Raw genomic sequence first — 19,536 nt, 5'->3', positions numbered from 1 at the left:
ATCCGGCTTCCTCCCTGGCCGCTCATGAGTGGGAGGCGGCTCTGTGACGACTTTGAAGTAGTTTTAGAATTTCCGGCAACGGCGCGAACAACGGACGCCATTACCTCTGGCCCTAAACTTGGGCAATCCGTTCGATCAACCAGAAGCTAGCAGCGCAACCAATAACGTAGGCCGCCCCAGTTCGAGTGGTAGCGTTCAGCATAAATCGGTTCACTCTCGGGATTGCGTTGCCTAGCCAGCCTACGGCAAGGATGACGGCAATAAAGGCAAGCTGACCGGCTTCGACACCCAGGTTAAAGGCCAGGAGAGCGAGCGGCACCTCGCCGGATGGTAGGCCGATTTCGGCGAGCGCGCCCGCGAAACCCAGTCCGTGAAGCAGACCGAAGCTGAACGTGATCAACCACGGGAACCGTTCCGAAAGCCGATGCCGTCCGGGCGTGGCTTGGGCGAGCTCCGATGCAAGAAACACGATCGAAAGTGCAATCGTCGCCTCGACCGGCGCCGACGGAACAGAAAGCCACCCGAGCGTCGCGCCAGCTAACGTGATGCTGTGGGACACCGTGAACGCCGTGACTGCCCCGACGAGACGCCAACTGTCACGGATCAGAAGAAGGAGCGCGAAGACGAACAGAAGGTGATCCCAACCTTCGAGAATGTGCTCGAAGCCCAACCCGAAATAGGACGCGAAGACGCTGATCAGGTCGTGCCGGGTCGGCACCACCATCATGACTCGGTCGGGCGTGAGCCGTTCTGTCAGCGTTGTGCCGCTGGAGACACTAAGGCGCACGAGCACATCTGTTCGGGTCGCTTCCAGACCATGGATGGTGATCCGGCCGCCGCCCAAGCCGTCAACGCATTCTGAGGAAAACGTTGAAATCCAGGCGCGCCCGTCGAAGCGCGGAGGCAGTGCCTGCCGAGGCGAACAGTTCTCGGGCAATTCAAGGTCAAGCAGCATTGGTGCGCCGCCGACATCCGGTCGACGCCAAAAAATGCGAAAGTCGCCACCCTCCGCCTGTTCAATCGAGAGGTAGCCGGGCTCAAGCGCGTGCCCGAATGTTAGGCCAGCGGGCATTAATGTACCGAAGACGACGAAAAGGAGGACCAGCGCCTTCTTCATTTTTCGTCCGGTTCGGGCAAACTGATCTCGTAGTGTTCGCGCAGCCGATCAAAGTTCATCTCTACGATGCGTTCGATATTCGCCCGGCGCCAATCGTCCCGCACGGCAACAATGACCTTTTTGAAATCCGGTGCGGCAGGTTCCTTCCTGTCCGTCACCCGAACTATATGCACTCCGAAGGAAGAACTCACCGGGCCATGCCACTCACCCGCCTCCAACGGAATCACCGCTTCGTAGAACCCCGGACCGAAGGAATTATCGATGGTCACGGCGCTGGAGAGGCCAATTTCACTTGGCAGCATTGTACGCTCGCCAATCGTCATCGGGTCCGTTCCATCTGCAAGTGCTTTGCGAACTGCAACCACTCTCGCCTCGTGGGGCCGCTCGCCTAAGAAAACCTGCTGGAAGGCCAAAGCGCCCTCGATCACGTATTTGTCGGCATTCTCTGCGAAAAACTCGCGAAGTTCTTCTTCCGTAGGCTCCATCGCTGCGGCAAACGACGCTGCGACGAACTCCATCTTCTGGCGCAGTCGCTTTCGGATTACCGCGTCGTCCTGATCCAGGCCGAGGGCGAGGGCCTCGCGAACATAGATTTCTTCCCGAACATAGTCTTCGATCAGAAGATTCAACTCGCGTTGGTCCGGTGACCTTCGCCATGTCGCCTCGAAGTTGGCCGACAGACGATCGACAGTCTCCTCGGTTATGACGATCTTTCCTGGGCGCCAGTCTTTTTCCTCGCCGGACGCTTCCAGTACAACGAACAAAAATGCACCAACGATCAGAAAATGAACGAGGGGTTCGCGCAAGGCACGAACGAGCAAAGCAGCAGACGTGATCGATTCCCTTGTCACAAACAGGTTTCGTTATCAGTCAGGCGTATACCAAATTGGCGAGGTGTACGCCCTCTCCTGCGTGATCATAGGTGATTCAGCAGGCGCCTCGATGCCAAAATACTTGGCCTCATAGGCCGTCCAACGCGGGGTCGGAATTTCAATCACACGGGCATAGTAAACCGCAGGTCGCGCGGGATCGAAATCCGGATCAGCCCAAACCGTTATGAGTTCTGGATCACCGATGGTGTTTGTCCAAGTAGCATTGGCTACGTCTACAGTGTTCCCGACATCGCCCGCACATTCGTGATCGACAATTGCCCTCTGAGCACAGGCCACATCGTAAACTTTCTCGCCTGTTGTCCCGTCTGCGTTTAGCCAACCTTTTACGATCTGTATGCGATCGAGATTGCCGCTGTAGGCATCCCTCAACGCGCCCACGAGAAACGTCGGTGCCTTGCCCTCTGGTGCTGGTGGCAGGTCGCCACCCATTGGCACTCCCTTGGCATAGCCTTCATTCGCAGGCCGCCGACTGAGCGCATCCTTGGCCACAAAGTCGTAGCCGCCGAAGAACCGCACAGTGATGCGCGATCCGGTGGTCGCGTAAGTTTCCTTGCGCATCATCGCGTCGAAAATAGCTTCGCGCGTGTTTTCGGTTGCCCAGACAGCGGTGTAACCCGACGAAGCTTGATACCAGCCAGGCCAGCTAACGGTGTCGAAATGCCCTACATCGGTGGTCATCCGATTTTCGTTAGGCTCGGTCAGCGAATGCTTGCCAAAAAAGTTGTTCTCTTCCGCCGTGGCCATGCCGGTATGGCTGTCAGTGGCGCCCGAGGCGCCGAACTTGTATGGGTTGGTGCCGAGCCGGTCTTCCAGCAGCAGTCCATTCTTCAGCGCCTCGCGAGCGTATTCGTACTGGATCATGTCCGGCTCTTTTGGCACCGGGCCAAGGTTATTGCGGTCCCAGGTTTCGTAGTCTGCAAATTCATCATTGGGGCTCAGCGCGGGGTGCGCCTCGCCATCACCCTTTATCTGGGTGTATTCGTACAGCGGCTCCCACCTGGCGCGCATTTCGACGTACTCAGCAGTCATCTCCTCGCCGAATTCGAGCCTGTCGACCGGGAACATAATGCCGTTCGATAGGTTACCGTTATGGGCCAGCGTCAGCATCTGTCCGCCGGTCTTTTCCTCGTAGTTTTCCATCCATGCCCAGAGCTTGCGCGGATCCACGCCCTCGGCCACCGTCAGCGGCAGCACCAAACCCGCCTTGTCGGCTCCATCACGGAGCAGCACGTTGCGGTGCAGATTGTTACCGCCTGGAGTCGAGGTCCACTCGAATCCGATGATCGCAGTGAACCGACCTGGATCGTTATGCTCTTCAGCATCTTCCAGCACGCCATCCCAGATCTGCCGCTGGAACTTGCGGGACAAGAGGATCTCTGGCGAATTGCCCTGAGAGAACTTGTCAACGATGTCCAACCCAGCCTCGAGCGCTACCGCACCACCTTGGTTGATGCGTTCATGCCAGTCACGCACTGTTGCGTCGGTCATCAGCATCGGATTGCCAGCCACAACTTCGTTCATTGCGCCCATGGCATCGGAATGGTCGGTGATCACCAGCCAGTCCAGTGGCTGGCCGATCCGCGCGCGCATGCCATTCGAGGTAGTGATCTCTTCGCCCTTGGCGAAGTTGTAAGCGTCGTCATGAGTCAGAATTACGCCCGCGGCGCGAGCGTCGAGCGACAAGGCGGTGTGCAGGTGCGTATCACCCCAAAGCGGCCTAGTAGGAAAGTTGCGTCCCGCATAGGGAGAATAGCTCGGCTGCGCCAGCACGCCGACCGTGCCCTCGCCAAAAGACTCCTGGGCGCCACCTGTGGTGCCCGACAGTGTCAGCAGGGTACATGCCAGCAGGGGTGTCATCAGAGTTTTCATATCGGGTTCCTTCTTCAAATCAGCCTTGCGGCGTGTACCAAATGGGTGAGGTATAGGCGCGCTCCTGGCCCGAGGTTTCGGCACCTTCGGGGATCTCCACTCCGAACCGGAACGCGTCATAAACCACCCAACGCGGTGTCGGAATTTCAAGGACGCGGGTGTAGTAGAAGGCTGGAACTGCAGGATCGAAATCCGGATCGGTCCAGACAGTGCCCAGTTCTGATGCGCCGATGGTGTTAAACCAGTTCGCATTTTCGACATCTACCGTGTTGCCAACGGGCGGGACGAAGCCATCGGCGGCAGGCTGGCGGTCGTCCGACCAGGCCACATCATAGACCTTTTCCTGCAAGGATCCGTCGGCGTCGCGCCATCCTTTGACGATCTGAATCCGGTCCAGATTAGCGCCGATCGGATCGCGTAGGGCATAGACCATGAAGCTTGGCGCATCACTCGCCCTTGTGCGCAGGTCAGCACCCATAGGCACGCCTTTTTCGTAGCCACGGAAGGCGGGCTGGCGGCTGTTGAGATCACTCTCGGTGAAATCCCATCCGCCAAAAAAACGCACCGTCATGCGCGGGCCAGTCGTGGCATATGTTTCACGCCGCACCATCGCGTCCCACAGCGAGGCGCGGGTGTTCTCCATCGCCCAGACACCGGTATAGCCCGAAGCGACCAATTCATAGCCTTCGAACGCCCCGTTCTCGTTCTTGGTAAATGGATGTTCCATACGTTTAGGCGAGGGTTCGGCAATGGTTGACTTGCCGAAATAGTTGTCCTCATCCGCAGTCGACAACGATGTGTGGCTGTCGGTGGCACCCGAAAAACCGAAGCGATATGGGTTGGTCCCAAACCTAGCCTCAAGTTCGAAGCCACGCTTTAAGGCCTCGCGGGCATACTCTGCTGCGAGCATGTCGGTGGTCTTCGCTTCGGAAAGATCGAGGTTGCCGGCATCCCAGTTCTCATAGTCCGCGAATTCATCGTCGGGGCTAAGCATCGGGTGGGCCTCGCCGTCGCCCTTGATCTGGGTGATCTCGTAAAGCGGTTCCCAACGGGCGCGCCGTTCCACGTACCGCTGATCGACGGTGCTGCCGTCGAACCTTTTTTCGGTGGGGAACATTCGCCCGTTCGACAGATTGCCGTTATGAGCGAGTGCAAATGCCTTGCCACCGGTCTTTTCCTCATAGGCTTCCAGCCAGTCGTAAAGGTGGTGTGGATCAGTACTGCCGAAGGGCGGAATCGTGACCGGCGGCTCCACCAGTGATGCCTTATTGCCATTGTCGCGCAGAACCACGTTTCGATGTAAGTTGTTGCCCAAGGGAACCGAGGTCCACTCAAATCCAATGAGCGCTGTAAACCGGCCCGGTTCATTGTAGCGTTCGGCCGCGTCGATGATCGACTGCCAGACTGACTGATAGCCAGGAGTGCCGGGCACATAGTTTCCGATTAGTGCTGGCTCCACTTGGCCCTGTGAAAAGGTGGTGATCAGCTCCAAAGCCGCCGCTGCGGACTCTTCTCCACCGGCGCTCAGCGCCTTATGCCAGCGCGCGCCCTGTTCGGTGGCCATCACTGCCGGCGTGCCAGCGAAGATGTCCGAGATCATGCCCATCGCATCGGAATGTTCGGTCAGGACCAGCCAGTCCAAGGGGCGTGCTAGCCGGGCAGGCTGGCCGGACGACGCCATAACCTGTTCGCCACGGGCAAAGCGGTAGGCTTCGTCAAGCCCGGTGGTATTGCCAAAAAGCCCAGCATCGGGCGACAGCCCTGTATGCAAGTGGGTGTCGCCCCAAAACACTCGGCTGGGAAAGCCGCGGTTGGCGTAGGGAGAATAGGCCTTGCCGGAATAGAGGTCGGAGAGAGATTCTTCCGAAGGCAAAAACTGTGCCGATGCAATGTTCGCGTAAAGAACGGTCGCCGCTAGCAAGGCAAGGCGTCTGATCATCGTTGTCTCCCCTTCTTTTCTTTTGCATTCAGCTTCAGGGCTACTGGGCCAGAGACTTCGCTATGACGCCCGGTACATTTTTCAGTTGGTAGCCGGGTAGAAGAAAATCGTTTAGTCATCGGAAATCAGTAAGGTTTGCAGCTTTCGGATTTGGGTGGTCTTGGAGTGTCGCCATGTACTCCCCGATCAATTGCAGATAGGGGACGACGAGCCATCCGTTTTCCGCACCGACATTGCGTTCCTCGCGTGGATCAGCCTCGATATTGTAGATTTCAGGCAAACCCGCCGTCTCGCCCATGCGGCCAAGGTATCCTCCGGTCGTCGCAGTTCCGTCGGTCGACGAAAAGGAGACCGGATACATCCTCCACTGTCGATAACGCACGGCAACCAACCGATCACCGATAAACGTGAGCAGGTGCTCACGATTGGAGGTCGGCTGTTGACCGAAAAGAAAAGCCGACTGGTCTATGCCATCCATTGGCCGATCCGACGGAATGTCCGCATCAATGATATTCGCCAGCGTGGGCAGGAAATCATGGACCGAGATCATCTCGTTTGTAACGCCTGGTGCGATTCTTCCTGGCCAGCGGATCATGCCGATCGTGCGGATAGAACCCTCCAGACCGTCACCTAGTTCGCCGCGCCATGGTCCTGCTGACCCGTTGTTGATTTCACCGACCGTACCGCTCGTCTTGGTTGGTCCGTTATCTGATAAAAAAATGACGATCGTATCGTCCTCGATTTCAGCTTCGGAAAGCGCACCCAAGACCTCGCCGGTTCTGCCATCCAGTTCCATGACGCTATCGCCGTAGGACCCGATACGTGATTTGCCGTGATATTCTGGAGCTGCATCATTAGGATAATGCGGTCGCGTCCAACCGAGGAAAAGGAAGAAAGGTGTGTCCGAACCAGCATGGGTCTTGATGTAGTCGACCGCTGCATTCGCGATATCCCGATCAACGAAGCGCCGATACTCCAAGTCATAGGCTCGTACAGGCTTCACCGGTCCTCCTGCATGGTCCGCCTCGATGATCTGAGGGATCAGTGCTAGCCACTTTTCTGGCGCCTTCGTGCGCGCCATGCTCTCGCCGTAGAGCGTTGCCTCTGTTGTGCCGAAGAAGCCGAACCGCCATTCGTCAAAGCCTTGATTTTGGGGCTGGCTTTCTTCGTCGGAGCCGAGGTGCCATTTGCCCATATACGCGGTACGGTAGCCGCGTGACTTGAAAACCTCGGCGAGCGTAATCTCCTCGGCTTTTAGGGTGTTCGTCGTCCCACGCAGAAGGATCTTCGAGAGGCCCGAGCGGATTGAGTAACGCCCGGTCATCAATCCCGCACGGGAAGGTGTACAGCCAGGTTCCACCAAGAACTGCGTAAGGCGCAAACCCTCCGCCGCAAGCTGATCTATATGTGGCGTCGGCATGCCGCGGATCTCGCCAGCGCCATATGCGCCAACGTCGCCATATCCCAGGTTGTCGGCCAGCATTAGAACAACATTGGGTTGCCTGGATTGTGCCAAGGCGGAGCCTGTGGCCGAGAACCCAAGCAGGAGCGCAAAAGCGAGGTTCAGTGCATTGGTGCGCATCGTCGTCTCCTTCGGCCTACGTTTTGGATCGATGTCACGGTTGACGCTCGCCGCAATTTTTTTGCGGACCGAGTGTTATGGTATCAGAAAGGCCATATTCAATCTAGTACAGATGACCTAATCAGTTCAGCTGCCGCGCTTGGGAACTTTCTGGCGATCAGACAGGCTTGTTGGAATTGAAGGGCGGCACTTCGAAGGGCCTTGTTGCACAAATCGTTCGAGGGATTCACTGCATGAATCCAGCATGATAGCTTGGAGGCATTGACCTGCTCCCCTGAAAAGTCCTCGGTTTGGGGTTAGCCTGTTCTCCATCTGAGAAGACAGACGATGAAGAGAAGCCGTTTCAGTGAATCGCAGATCATTGGCATCCTGAAGGAACATCAAGCGGGCATGAACGCGCCTGACCTGTGCCGCAAGCACGGGATCAGCGATGCGACATTCTACAACTGGCGACGCAAGTACGGGGGCATGGAGGTGGCCGACGCGAAGCGGCTGAAGGCGCTCGAAGCCGAGAATGCAAAGCTGAAGAAGATGCTGGCCGAGCAGATGATGGATGTGGCCACACTAAAAGAGATGCTCGGAAAAAACTTCTGAGGCCCGGTTCGAGGAGGAAAGCTGTGGACTGGGCCATGAAGGAGAAGAGCTACTCGCAGAGGCGGGCCTGTGCGTTGGCCGGGATCGATCCGCGTGTCTATAGGCGCAAGTCGATGCGCCCGGCGGACACGGAGCTGCGTACCAGGATGAAAGAACTGGCGTCTGAACGGCGGCGGTTCGGCTATCGAAGGCTGCACGTCCTGCTCAAGCGCGAGGGTTGGGGTGTGAACTGGAAGAAGCTCTACCGGCTCTACCGCGAAGAGGGGTTAACGGTCCGAAAACGGGGCGGACGCAAGCGCGCGATCGGGACAAGAGCGCCCATGACGATCCCGCAGGGGCCGAACCAGCGCTGGTCGCTCGACTTCGTGTCGGACGCGCTGGATGACGGCCGCAGGTTCCGCATCCTCTGCGTGATCGACGACTTCAGCCGGGAATGCCTGGCGACGGTTGTGGATACGTCGATCTCCGGCATCCGGGTCGCCCGAGAGCTGGATCGCATCGCCGAGATGCGCGGCTTGCCCTGCATGGTGGGCTCCGACAACGGCACGGAGCTGACCAGTAACGCCATGCTCAAGTGGCAGGAGGATAGCCAGGTGGAATGGCACTACATCGCGCCGGGCAAGCCCATGCAGAACGGCTTCGTGGAGAGCTTCAACGGACGACTGCGGGATGAGTGCCTGAACGAGCACCTCTTCTCCAGCTTGCGCCATGCCCGCCATTTGATTGCGGCATGGCGCGACGACTACAACCACCACCGCCCGCACTCGAGCCTCGACGGGCTCACCCCGCGGGAGTATCACCAACGGTCAGAAGAGGACCAAACCCTGAACAGAGCTAATCAATAAATGCGGACTCCATGGGGAGCAGGTCAGCATGAGCAGTTGGGCCCCTACGAATTATAAGACCACGAACTGGTCGGCTTACAATGAGGCGCTGAGCGTGGCCCAATGACCATTCTCTTGGATCGAGGTCGCGCTAACGTAAGGGAGCCGATCAGAGGCTCAAAGTTCAATCAATCTTGCGGAGCGCCCCCAAGAGGCAGCAAGTCCCCCATAATTTCGCAAGCCTTTTCGACAGCACGCTCGTGTCGAACCCTGCGGTCTCGGCATGTTCCGTACAAAACTGCCGTGCCTTCACTAAGCATTGCTAAAATCTGAACAAATTCGGCGGCCGCTTGCGAGTCTACTTCCGGATAGAGGTCTTCGAGCATGGCTGCAACTTCAGCCATATGACGGTCGTAGAAACTGTCGATGCAATCCCGAATAACGTCGTCATGAAGCGACATTGCCCAAAGCTCCCGGAAGATTGCCGCTGTCTCATATTCAGCCGCATCGCCGAGAAGCCAGCGAACTAGTTGATCCAATGTTGTGTTGGGGTCTTTGGCTATCTCGCCAAGAATTTGTTTAAATTGCTCCGCATATTGAGTCGTTAGCCTTTGAATTAGCGCGATCAAAAGATCTCGCTTCGAAGGGAAATGATAAGTAACGTTTCCAAGTGAGAGGCCCGCAACCTCTGCAACCTTGCGCATAGTTAGATCGGCGCTTCCGACTTCAATCAGCATCTGCTGCGCCGCAAGAATTATGCGCTCCACAGTCGCGTGTGATCCTTTATGAGTATTGCCTCTTGCACCAGAGGTCTCACCATTTGGCAACGTTCGACCTTTGTCACTGTTCATCGATGTTGCCTCGCTAGCATTAACGGGAAGACTTCACAGCGTAGTTTGCGTTCACTTATGCGCAAGTATGTTGGTATCAACTGCACCGAAACGATTTGCCTATCGATCTGATAGCTGGAGCGGCGTGTTCAGCGCTTCCAGGACTGCAGCGTCCCGCCCATAGATGTCGGGATAGAACCTGACGCCGCTGGGCGTTGGATCTGCTGTCCAGTACAGGATTGCGACTGGAACAGACGTCTCCAGAGGAACGCGGGTGCGTTGCCCTGAGGCCAGGACAGATTGAATGCGTGCAGCGTCCCAGCCTTGATCCGACAGCAAGAGCTCTGCGAGTTCCAAGGGGTTCTCTGTCCTGATGCAGCCATGGCTGAACGTGCGCTTCGTCTTGTCGAAGAGCTGACGGCTCGGCGTATCGTGCATATAGACACTGTGAGCGTTGGGAAACACGAACTTAACCCGACCAAGGGCGTTCTTGTCTCCCGGTTCCTGAACGACCCAATAGGGGAAGTTGCGCGGGGTCAGTGTGGAAAAGTCGACCGAACTTGGGCTTACTCGTCGACCGTTTGCCTCAGCAAGGTAGTAGTCGTTCCTCTCCAAGTATCGGGGGTCCGCGATGATCTTTGGAGCGAGTTCGTTCTGGATAATGCTTCGCGGTGCCGTCCAAGTTGGGTTGAACTCAAGATATTCAATCTCGTCGAGGAATACCGGGGTACGGGTGTACTCGTCACCAACAATAACCCGTGTCGTCCAAACAGGCCGTCCATCCTCTATAACGGCGGCGTAGTAGCCCGCGATGTTCACGATAATGTGGCGTTCATCTCGCAGTTCTCCAATCCATCGCGCACGCTCGAGATTGACGCGCAGTTGATCAATCCGATCGAGAACAGACACGTTCATAGCGGCTATGGTCTTTGAACCCACAATGCCATCAGGATCTTCGCCATGCGCAATCTGGAAGTCTCGGACGGCCTGTTGAACGCCTTCGTCAAAGACATCCCCGGGGTCAGCGCCGACCATCGCGATTGTGGCCATGTACCCACCTGAAGCGAGCCTCTGGATGACTTCTGCGACGCGAGGTCCCCGATCTCCCAGCCGAAGAGTTGGTCCTTCTGAAACCTGAGGCCAGCCGCCCCGCGCAGAGACCGCATTGAGGTCAGTTAAGGCCCGCTGGAGCTGACCGTAGTATGCGAATTGAGGACGAAGCCGCCCAATAACCTCCCGAAGGATGCCGCCTTCGATTGCATAGTTCAGATCAAATGCAGGGTCGCTTTTGGAAACACGCTCCCAGAAGCCTGAGAGGAGAAGATCGTTTGGGTCTGTTTTGCCGTTTCGCAGAACATAGCCGAGCAACGCGATATTGGCAGTAAGCTGAATGTCGAGTTCTCTTGAGTGCCCTTGCTGAGCCATAGCCTGGAGCTTCGTGAACGCGAAGTCTTCTGGGTCGAGACCATCGGCCTCTGCCTCGGCTATGACAGTCAAAGCCGTCTGAACGTCCTTTGGATCTGCCCAGGCAGGCGTGTCACCTCTGGCCGCATAGAAGGCTTTCAAAAACCCCAGGATAGCCCCAAGTCGCTTCTGCTCCGCCCCACTGAGCGGCACCTCGACAAACTGCGCTGCAGCTGTCGTTGCATGGCCGCAGACTGGCAAAGCCAACAGAAGTGCGAGGAGGAAGTTCTTCATACTGCTCTCCACTGTTTTGGACTTAGGTTAGCCGACAGGATAGCGATCTCAAGCAGCATCCTGCGCGTTCAGCTAGCGGATACTGATGATCGTGGTCAGACGGCTTATCCCTCAAAGAGCTGCTGAAAGTGGCCCAAAACCAACTGATCGTTTCCTCCCTCACAAGCAAAAGACGCAATTCAACTGTAACCTGGGCAAGGCCGCCCCTGCACTAACACCCAACATGGTACAATCAGATTGGACTGCTCACGGTCATCTGAACGTTTCACCCCAATGTGCACTCCATCGCGCTCGGGTTCTTCTAACAGTGCCAGCCCGCTTAATCTGACAATGGCCCTCGGCTCAATCTTTGACCACTTTCCGCCAACTGTGTTGCGGCTCGACAATCCTTCAAGCATCATGGTGATGAGCCAGGCGATACGTGAGTACCTCAATGGATTGCGTCAGCGTTGGATTTCTTCAACCCGCGTTCCAAGCGCTGTCGTCTGCCGGCGTTAATCTACACCGCTTAAACCGCAAGACGTCCCTTGGTGAATTTTGCTTAGATGATCCCGGAGCAATCGTTCCGCAGGCCTGCGTGTGCCAATTCTTCGAACAGGTCGCCGCCGAACAAGGACGAGAGGCATACGCGTTCGTCGCCCAATGGTACGCAATGCAAAACATCCCTGGCTGGGGCGAAACGATCACCGGCACCTATGACGTTCTGGAAGCCATAGATCTCGCAGGTTCGACGCAAGCCCGGATCTTCTCGGACAACCAAATTCTGGTCAGAGTGGAAGGCCGCACGGCCATCTTCGAAGATCGGTATCTGGCAGGTGCACAGCGCGGGTCAGAATGGAAGTCGATGTTTTCCCTTCCTCTTGCAATCGACGGTTTCCGGGCCGCATGCGGTCCGGACTGGATGCCTGATCGGATAGACACTGAATTCAACGATCCCGAGTTTCTCGAAGAGTTGTTCGACCTTTCGGCTGTCGAGGTTCGGACCGGTCAGATAGCCAATTGCCTGTATTTCGATTCGTCGCTTCTCACCCGAAAGATGCCGCCCGGCGAGAGTGGAAGACCTGGCTTGCCGCATGTGCCGGAACGACGGCGGGACCGGCTGCAAAAGATACTCGGTTCAATCGAATCGCCAGTGCATCTCAACATTACCTCGATCTCCGGAATGTTCGAAATGTCGTCTCGTATGTTGCAGCGATCTCTCGCTGAGGAGGGTACGACATTTTCAGAGATGCTGGAGCACTGGCGCTTCTCAGTTGCGGTGCAGTCGCTGCAAGACACACGCATGTCAGTTCGGGAACTCGCAGGGCGCCTTGGCTACCGGCACAGCTCTCACTTCATAAGAGCTTTCCGCAGATGGACGGGCCTGACACCGAAGATATACCGCGAACATAGGGCGCCTTGATCCGCATCCCTTTTTTTCGCCGAATGGTTATTGCTTCAGACCGCTGGTTTCAATGAAACTTTCGATAAGCGTTAGTCAGCCGGTGAGGCCAGAAGCAAATGATCCGACATGAGCGGGTTCCTCCTCGCCGCAACCGCCCAAAACCTCCGGAAACTTGCGAAATTGATCCCTGCCGCGCCGGCTCCCGCCTTGGAGTGCCCCCACTGAAGTGGTCCACCAACTGGGGTAGTTTTGCCCCGTCTATTGGAGGACCAGGAGATGGCTGGGAAGCGAGAGAAGCCTGAAGATATCGTCATGAAGCTGCGGCAAGTTGAAGTGCTGCAGGGTCAGGGCATGAGTATTGCGGAGGCGGTACGCCAGATCGGCGTGACGCAGCAGACATACTACCGTTGGCGCCGACAGTACGGCGGGATGAGCCGGGATCAGTTGAAGCGCCTGAAGGAGCTGGAGAAGGAGAATGCCCGGCTGAGGCGCGCGGTCTCCGACCTGACCCTCGATAAGATGATCCTGACCGAGGCGGCAAAGGGAAACTTCTGAGCCCTTCGCGTCGCAGGCAGTGCATCGACCGCGTGCGGCAGACGCTTGGCGTATCGGAGCGCCGCGCCTGCCGCACGCTCGGTCAGCACCGCTCGACACAGCGCAAGGTTCCGCGGGGCCGCCCGGATGAAGATCGCCTGACGGCGGACATCATCGAACTGGCGACGCAGTATGGGCGCTACGGCTACAGGCCGGTGACGGCACTGCTGAACCAGGCGGGCTGGCACGTGAACCACAAACGGGTCGAGCGCATCTGGCGGCGCGAAGGGCTTAAGATCCCACCGAAGCAGAAGAAGCGAAGCCGGCTCTGGCTGAACGACGGCTCCTGCATCCGGCTCAGGCCGGAGCGGCCAAACCATGTCTGGTCCTACGACTTTGTTCAGGATCGCACCCACGACGGCCGACCCTATCGCATCCTCGTCATCCTCGACGAGTTCACCCGGGAGGCGCTCATGATCTGTGTTGCACGCAAGCTGAACTCGATCGATGTCCTCGACGCGTTGATCGATCTCTTCATACTAAGGGGGCCACCAGAGTACATTCGCTCGGACAAAGGCCCCGAGTTCGTTGCCGGCGCGGTCCGTGACTGGATCGCCGCGGTCGGCGCCAAGACCGCCTATATCGAACCGGGATCACCTTGGGAGAACGGCTACGTCGAGAGCTTCAACGCCCGGCTCAGGGATGAACTGCTCAATGGCGAGATCTTCTACTCACTCCGCGAGGCGCAGATCCTCATCGAGCAATGGCGTATCCATTACAACACCGTTCGCCCGCACAGTGCTCTCGGATACCGCCCACCAGCTCCGGAAAGCATCATCCCGATGGATCGGAGGCTCGTCATGCACTAACAATTAACTTGGACCACTCAGTGGGGGCGGACCAGACTGCAGAATGTGTGGGCAACAGAAAGACTGGGCCGGCCCCCCAAATCAATCCTTCCGCGGTGGGCGCCTTGGGTGAGAAAAAGAAGCTTTGCACGATATCGCCCACGCCAGATTGTGAAATACCAGGTATGACGTCCTTCTGGTCAATGATCGGAACAATTGTGCGAGAAATCAGGTTCCAGTTTTCTCCGAGAGAGATCGGGACAACCGGCTGTAGGTTCAATGTTGTCCTTTGCCCACTGCCGTCCGGACCAAGCCCGTCGTCAAAATTCAGTTGAAATGGAACGGTGATCAAGGATGCAACCGGGTTAGAGAGCTGCTTGGCCAAGGCTTCGGTGTCGGATTGCGCTACTGCACCACTGGACAATGCAAGCATCCCGACAAGGGGGAAAGATCCGCGGATGCCGTTCAAAATTATGGTTCTTACGGCCCGCCAAATTCCAAGTCGGAATTTTAAGAACCGACGAAAACTCCGCCCGGGATTTCCTGCGCCCATACCCGATATTTTATTGGCGCTAATCGCCTGACGAGTACTGGTGATCCCACTCGCCACGGCGACTTTTATGGAAGGTGCCAACATGAGAGCCTCTGTTTCCCGTGCGATCTTGAAAGAATCCGTAGCGACCAACCGGCACCCAAAGGGTTGTCCAGAAAGGCCTGTGATCACCCTCGGGGCAATCTGACAACTACGGGATCTCTCGGTCATAACTGCGCAATTCCTCATCTTCTGGGTTCAGAGCGAGTGCTTCATCTAAAACGGCTCTCGCGCCTTCGGCACCTCGGGTCGCGGCCGCGAGGCGGACCAGCATAGACCATGCTTCCACTCGCTGAGGATCAAGAGTGACTACCTCGCGAAATGCCCTGACCGCAGCCGGAACGTTTCTCTGCGTCAACGCGAGCCCTGCGTTCTGCAGATGCGTTTCCGGGAAATCGAGACGATTTCTGATGGCTCTCTGCCAGTCATCAAGAGCTGCGCGCAAAGCTGCCGTGGTGCCGTCCCCCAATTCCGTGGACGATACGTCCAAGAGTGCCTGCGCGGCCGCAATCCGCACCGTCCGGACCGGGTCATTCAATACGCCGGCCAGTCTGGAGACCCGTTCGCGGTGCGGAGCAATTCTCTGAAGCCGTATGGCGGCGGCTCTCACGACAGGGTCGGAGTCAGTCAGAAGCGGGACTAGGGCGCTCGCAGCCGCACCGTCGGAGGCGATCTCCAAGAGCCACATAGCCGTCGCACGGACGATGCCCGGCTGTCCCTCATCGGCGGCCAACGCCAAAAGGTCGCCGGTTTCGGCGGCAGGGTCTGTTCGCCCGCGCGCCAGCACCATACCGAAATGGGGACCACGATTGCGGCTCTCCGGAAACCACTCCGTGACCCGGGCTGCGGCCCAGGCAGGATCACGGTCATTATGGCAGTCCGTGCAGGCATCCGGCCCACCGGTGATCGGCGCCAGATCGGGCCGCGGAATCCGGAATGAGTGATCTCGACGGCCGTCGATCCCCATATAGGTCCGCTCGATCATGTGGCAGTTCTTACACTCAGCGCCGGCGCCGGCCGGTGCATGGAAGTGGTGAGCCGCACTATCATATTCAAAGCCCGACAAAGTCGGGAACGCGGGATTGCCGGCGGGTGAATGGCATTGGGTGCATACAGCGTTTCCATCAGCCACAAGTTCAGCCGTGTGGGCATCGTGGCAGTTCAAACAACCGACGCCTCGCGCGTACATCTTCGACTGGAGAAACGATCCGTAGACGTAGACTTCGTCCTGTATCTGCCCGTCAGCATGATAAAGCCCGGGCCTCAAAAGGGCGAGGTTGTAGGCGTCGTGATAGAGTGTTCCTGGCAAGGGGTTGCCGTCACCGAGGGCCTCACGGCGCGAGTGGCACCCCGCACATTGTTGGATTGTCTTCTCGCTTTCGTCGAACGATGCAGAAAAGCCCTTCGGACCAAGATCGTTGGCGTCCTCGGCGAGACCCTGCCCGTCCGCCCAATCGACGTGTTCGGAGCCCGGACCATGGCAAGCCTCACAACCAACTCCGATTTCCGCCTGCGTCGACGCAAAGCCACGCGTGCTGGGATTGTAATTCTTCTTGAAACCGGTCGCGTGGCACTCTGCGCAGCGACCGTTCCAATTCTTGTACGGGCCTGTCCAATGCAACCCGTCGTCTGGGGGAAGGTCTTGCCCCGGGTAGAGGTGGTACCAACGCTCTTTCTCGACATCCCAAACTATGTCGAAGCTCTGTAAGCGTCCCGGCGCCGTTTCCAACAGGTATTGCTGTAGAGGTTCGATCCCTACGACAGAATGCACCTCGTAGCTTCTGGTGTCCCCATCTGCTTCGGTCACGGTAATGTCGTACGTTCCTCCTTCTCCAATATTGAATTGGGCTTCGACGCCCTCGCCAGAGAAGTCTGTCCCGTCGAAATCGGCCACGATGGTATCCGGGCGCGCCGGCGTCCAAGCCAATGCGTGATGCGACTGCCGCCAGGCGAGACCGACGGCTTCATGGCACCCGGCACATTGCTCTGAGCCTACGTAGCTCGGTGTCGCCTGTGCCTCGGCTTCAAAGGCGAACGCGGGAAGTAGCACCCCAAACACGAGGTACAATGCGGGGCGGCGGACTCTCTGGCATGCGAGTTGCCGCATGGTGGAACCGGATAGTAACTTGATCATCCGGTTCCCGATATCACTGCGAGCCTGTACCCTGTTGAAGCTTTTCCAGCACCTGGTCGAGCGAGAAACTGGCCGCTTTCTGTCGCGGCGGATACTCGACAAACGTCTCCAGGAACCCAGCGACGTAGACCTGTGCCGGAACCATCAGATAGGCATGATCTATGAACCAGTCCCAGTAGGTGTTCGACGTCAGGTTTGCCCGTTCGTACGGATCTCGGCGCAAGTTGAACAGCAAAGGAGCGCGCAGCGGAGTAAAGGGCTCAAACCAGGCACCAAGCGTCGTTTCCTGCCGTTGCTCCATGAAGATCATTTTCCAATCGTTCCAGCGCAGAGCTGTTAGGTCGCCATCATCCGAGAAATAGAAGACCTCTTCCCGAGGACCGGTTGCTGCCTCACCGGTCAAGTATGGCAGGAAATTGTACCCATCCAGATGCACGCGATACTCACGGCCGATGGCTTCGACGCCGCCCTCCATGAGTTGCTCTTTGATGTCGGGCACACCTGCTGCGGCCAGAAAGGTGGGCAACCAATCCATGTGGTGCATGATGTCATTGGACACTGCACCCGCTTCAATCCGGCCTGGCCACCGCACCATAGCGGGTACGCGCCAGCCGCCTTCCCAATTGGTGTTCTTTTCGCCGCGGAACGGTGTCATGCCGGCATCCGGCCATGTGTTCATGTGAACGCCGTTGTCGGTCGAATACAGGACTAGCGTGTTTTCCGCGATCCCCAGCTCATCGAGCTTGTCGAGGAAGAGGCCGATATGCATGTCATGCTCAACCATCCCGTCAGCATATTCATCCTGCCCCGATATTCCGCGCAATTCTTCTTTGACGTGGGTGCGGAAGTGCATCCGAGTCCCATTCCACCAAACGAAGAACGGAGTGCCGTCAGCATGGGCGGCTTCAATAAATGAAAGGGCAGCTTCGGCTGTTGTGTCATCGATGGTTTCCATCCGCTTCCGCGTCAAAGGTCCAGTGTCTTCAATCGCGCCATCTGACGTGGAGTGGATCACGCCGCGCGGGCCGAAAGCTTCCAGAAAGGTGCGGCCATCCTTCAACACCATGTCGCGAGGATAATCCTCGAGTTCGGGTTCTTCCTCCGCGTTCAGATGGTAGAGGTTGCCCAGAAATTCATCGAAGCCATGGTTTGTCGGCAGATGTTCATCTCGGTCACCAAGATGGTTCTTGCCGAATTGACCGGTCACATAGCCCTGTGCCTTGAGCAAACCCGCAATCGTGGGGTCTTCTTCGCGCATCCCAAGTTCCGCGCCAGGCAAGCCTACTTTGGATAGACCAGTTCTGAAGACGCTTTGTCCGGTGATGAAAGACGAACGCCCCGCGGTGCATGACTGCTCGCCGTAATAGTCGGTGAACATCATACCTTCATTCGCCATCCGATCGATATTGGGCGTCTGATAACCAACTAGTCCGCGTGTGTAGGCGGAGATATTCGCGACTCCAATGTCATCGCCCCACACGACCAAAATATTCGGTTTCTCGCTGGGTTGTGAGAACGCTGCAGTTGAAATCACCGCAGTGAATAGCACGGCACCGGCCCAAATCATTCCGCGAAAAGAATTAGAAATCAGCAACATAGAAGCTACTCCCCCCGGACGAATTATGCTTATCCCAGTGCATGCTATCGTAGTTGCGAAACAGAACAAATTACCATTTCGCGACAGGTTGTGTGTGTTGGGGGGCGTGTAAACCTAGGTCACATCGCATCTCGATATTGACCCGGGGTCATGCCCGTCCAGCTCCGAAACGCACGATGGAAGTGCGACGCCGTGCTGTAGTGCAGGATTGTCGAAATCTCTTCGATGGACAAACGTGAATTCTGTAGAAGTTCAAGGGCTCGTCCAGTGCGCCAGGTTTTGAGCACCCCGCGGAACGTTGTGTTCTCCTGTTCAAGCCGTCTCTCGATTGTTCGCGGTGAGACCTCAAAAGACTCTGCGATGACTTCGATCGACGGCCGACAGTCAGGCTTAAGTGACTGCAGCAAATCGAAAATCTTAGCGCTGGTCAGGTCTGGAACGCCGAAGCTTGAGGCATCTTGCTCGCCCTTGTCACGGAGCTTTTCGCCAAGAATAATCGGATCAAAATAGAGGCGCATCGCGTCTTGCCCGAAACGTACGTCAACCGCCTCGAAGTCGAAGAGCCCGTCGATCATGGAAGGGACGTTCAGCGGCAGATCAATTTTCGTCGGCATCCAATCCTCCTGACCGCCGGCACGAAACGTGTCCAATGTCAGGCGGATGGCGATTGCGGCTTCCCATACCCGATCGCGGCTGTTCAAGTTTATTCGGGAGGTGTACACGGCATCCGCATCCCGCAACTCGAGCCCAGCGCGCCAACTGCTGAACGTTCGCCGTGAGGGAGATGCGCCAGCTTTCAGCGCTGCCAGTACGGTGGGATGCGAGAGGATCGCCGCCCCCCAGCCGGGAATTCGATCCTTTGAGTATGCTCGTGAGATCACTTCGATTACCTCAACACCCTCGGTGCGAAGAATGCGATCCCAGAGTTCGCTCACAAGGGGATATGGCACCGTGGCGCAAGGATCTCGGAATTGAAACGCGCGGAAGCCATTTGAGTTCAGAAGGCGGTTCACTGAGACGCCGGACTTCTCCAGCACCTCAAAGGTTGGGAAAAGCATTGCTGCTCGCACAACGTCAAATGATCTGCTCTTCATCGCTCGG

14 protein-coding genes are annotated in these 19,536 nt (G+C 57.3%); 3 read left to right on the top strand and 11 right to left on the bottom strand.

What is annotated here, in order from left to right:
* Positions 1 to 112: 112 nt before the first annotated feature.
* The 5 genes from RXV90_RS13235 to RXV90_RS13215 form a co-directional block, all read right to left on the bottom strand.
* Positions 113 to 1,117, bottom strand: a complete 1,005-nt coding sequence (locus RXV90_RS13235; RefSeq protein ID WP_316649243.1) for a HupE/UreJ family protein — start codon at positions 1,115 to 1,117, stop codon at positions 113 to 115.
* Positions 1,114 to 1,923, bottom strand: coding sequence for a peptidylprolyl isomerase (locus tag RXV90_RS13230; protein ID WP_316649242.1), 810 nt, complete (start codon positions 1,921 to 1,923; stop codon positions 1,114 to 1,116). The genes RXV90_RS13235 and RXV90_RS13230 overlap by 4 nt, the downstream gene beginning before the upstream one ends.
* Positions 1,924 to 1,983: 60 nt before the next feature.
* On the bottom strand, positions 1,984 to 3,867 hold the full coding sequence (locus RXV90_RS13225) for a DUF3604 domain-containing protein (RefSeq protein ID WP_316649241.1): 1,884 nt from the start codon (positions 3,865 to 3,867) through the stop codon (positions 1,984 to 1,986).
* A 31-nt stretch (positions 3,868 to 3,898) separates the two neighbouring features.
* Positions 3,899 to 5,818 carry a DUF3604 domain-containing protein gene (locus RXV90_RS13220; protein ID WP_316649240.1) on the bottom strand — a complete coding sequence of 640 codons (1,920 nt, stop codon included), beginning with the start codon at positions 5,816 to 5,818 and terminating at the stop codon, positions 3,899 to 3,901.
* 115 nt (positions 5,819 to 5,933) lie between these two features.
* Positions 5,934 to 7,400, bottom strand: coding sequence for a sulfatase-like hydrolase/transferase (locus RXV90_RS13215; protein WP_316649239.1), 1,467 nt, complete (start codon positions 7,398 to 7,400; stop codon positions 5,934 to 5,936).
* A 327-nt stretch (positions 7,401 to 7,727) separates the two neighbouring features.
* On the opposite strand from RXV90_RS13215, the gene RXV90_RS13210 reads away from it, so the two are divergent.
* A protein-coding gene (locus RXV90_RS13210) for an IS3 family transposase (RefSeq protein WP_316649238.1) occupies positions 7,728 to 8,839 on the top strand; the annotation gives its coding sequence in 2 pieces (ribosomal slippage) (positions 7,728 to 7,983 and positions 7,983 to 8,839; 1,113 coding nt in all).
* A 167-nt stretch (positions 8,840 to 9,006) separates the two neighbouring features.
* Here RXV90_RS13210 and RXV90_RS13205 read toward each other — a convergent pair.
* Positions 9,007 to 9,669: a TetR/AcrR family transcriptional regulator gene (locus RXV90_RS13205; protein WP_316649237.1), complete on the bottom strand. Its 663-nt coding sequence runs from the start codon at positions 9,667 to 9,669 to the stop codon at positions 9,007 to 9,009.
* A gap of 99 nt (positions 9,670 to 9,768) precedes the next feature.
* The gene (locus RXV90_RS13200) at positions 9,769 to 11,346 is read right to left on the bottom strand and encodes a L,D-transpeptidase family protein (RefSeq protein WP_316649236.1); all 1,578 of its coding nucleotides are present in this window, start codon (positions 11,344 to 11,346) and stop codon (positions 9,769 to 9,771) included.
* A 433-nt stretch (positions 11,347 to 11,779) separates the two neighbouring features.
* Here RXV90_RS13200 and RXV90_RS13195 point away from each other — a divergent pair, with 433 nt between their 5' ends.
* Positions 11,780 to 12,748: a helix-turn-helix transcriptional regulator gene (locus RXV90_RS13195; protein ID WP_316649235.1), complete on the top strand. Its 969-nt coding sequence runs from the start codon at positions 11,780 to 11,782 to the stop codon at positions 12,746 to 12,748.
* Positions 12,749 to 13,006: 258 nt separating this feature from the next.
* A protein-coding gene (locus RXV90_RS13190; protein ID WP_316649234.1) for an IS3 family transposase occupies positions 13,007 to 14,133 on the top strand; the annotation gives its coding sequence in 2 pieces (ribosomal slippage) (positions 13,007 to 13,271 and positions 13,271 to 14,133; 1,128 coding nt in all).
* Here RXV90_RS13190 and RXV90_RS13185 read toward each other — a convergent pair.
* The 4 genes from RXV90_RS13185 to RXV90_RS13170 all read right to left on the bottom strand — a co-directional run bounded on the left by RXV90_RS13185 (position 14,123) and on the right by RXV90_RS13170 (position 19,529).
* A complete protein-coding gene (locus tag RXV90_RS13185) occupies positions 14,123 to 14,836 on the bottom strand; it encodes a hypothetical protein (protein ID WP_316649233.1) in 714 nt (237 codons plus the stop codon). The genes RXV90_RS13190 and RXV90_RS13185 overlap by 11 nt on opposite strands.
* A gap of 19 nt (positions 14,837 to 14,855) precedes the next feature.
* Positions 14,856 to 16,598, bottom strand: coding sequence for a HEAT repeat domain-containing protein (locus RXV90_RS13180; protein ID WP_316649232.1), 1,743 nt, complete (start codon positions 16,596 to 16,598; stop codon positions 14,856 to 14,858).
* 253 nt (positions 16,599 to 16,851) lie between these two features.
* Entirely contained in the window at positions 16,852 to 18,435 is a 1,584-nt protein-coding gene (locus RXV90_RS13175) for an arylsulfatase (protein WP_410482366.1), read from the bottom strand.
* Between the two features lie 119 nt (positions 18,436 to 18,554).
* The gene (locus RXV90_RS13170) at positions 18,555 to 19,529 is read right to left on the bottom strand and encodes a helix-turn-helix transcriptional regulator (protein ID WP_316649231.1); all 975 of its coding nucleotides are present in this window, start codon (positions 19,527 to 19,529) and stop codon (positions 18,555 to 18,557) included.
* Positions 19,530 to 19,536 lie beyond the last annotated feature (7 nt).

Origin of the sequence: Ovoidimarina sediminis (assembly GCF_032586175.1) — a bacterium.
Lineage (GTDB): Bacteria > Pseudomonadota > Alphaproteobacteria > Rhodobacterales > Rhodobacteraceae > Ovoidimarina > Ovoidimarina sediminis.
Note: the sequence above shows the minus strand (reverse complement) of the source record. Positions and strands in the feature narration are given on the sequence as shown.

Excerpts from the sequence above, each read along its gene's own strand:
- RXV90_RS13235 (WP_316649243.1), bottom strand. The coding sequence starts at position 1,117 with ATGAAGAAGGCGCTGGTCCTCCTTTTCGTCGTCTTCGGTACATTAATG.
- RXV90_RS13225 (WP_316649241.1), bottom strand. The coding sequence starts at position 3,867 with ATGACACCCCTGCTGGCATGTACCCTGCTGACACTGTCGGGCACCACA.
- RXV90_RS13220 (WP_316649240.1), bottom strand. The coding sequence starts at position 5,818 with ATGATCAGACGCCTTGCCTTGCTAGCGGCGACCGTTCTTTACGCGAAC.
- RXV90_RS13215 (WP_316649239.1), bottom strand. The coding sequence starts at position 7,400 with ATGCGCACCAATGCACTGAACCTCGCTTTTGCGCTCCTGCTTGGGTTC.
- RXV90_RS13205 (WP_316649237.1), bottom strand. The coding sequence starts at position 9,669 with ATGAACAGTGACAAAGGTCGAACGTTGCCAAATGGTGAGACCTCTGGT.
- RXV90_RS13200 (WP_316649236.1), bottom strand. The coding sequence starts at position 11,346 with ATGAAGAACTTCCTCCTCGCACTTCTGTTGGCTTTGCCAGTCTGCGGC.
- RXV90_RS13195 (WP_316649235.1), top strand. The coding sequence starts at position 11,780 with ATGGATTGCGTCAGCGTTGGATTTCTTCAACCCGCGTTCCAAGCGCTG.
- RXV90_RS13175 (WP_410482366.1), bottom strand. The coding sequence starts at position 18,435 with ATGTTGCTGATTTCTAATTCTTTTCGCGGAATGATTTGGGCCGGTGCC.
- RXV90_RS13170 (WP_316649231.1), bottom strand. The coding sequence starts at position 19,529 with ATGAAGAGCAGATCATTTGACGTTGTGCGAGCAGCAATGCTTTTCCCA.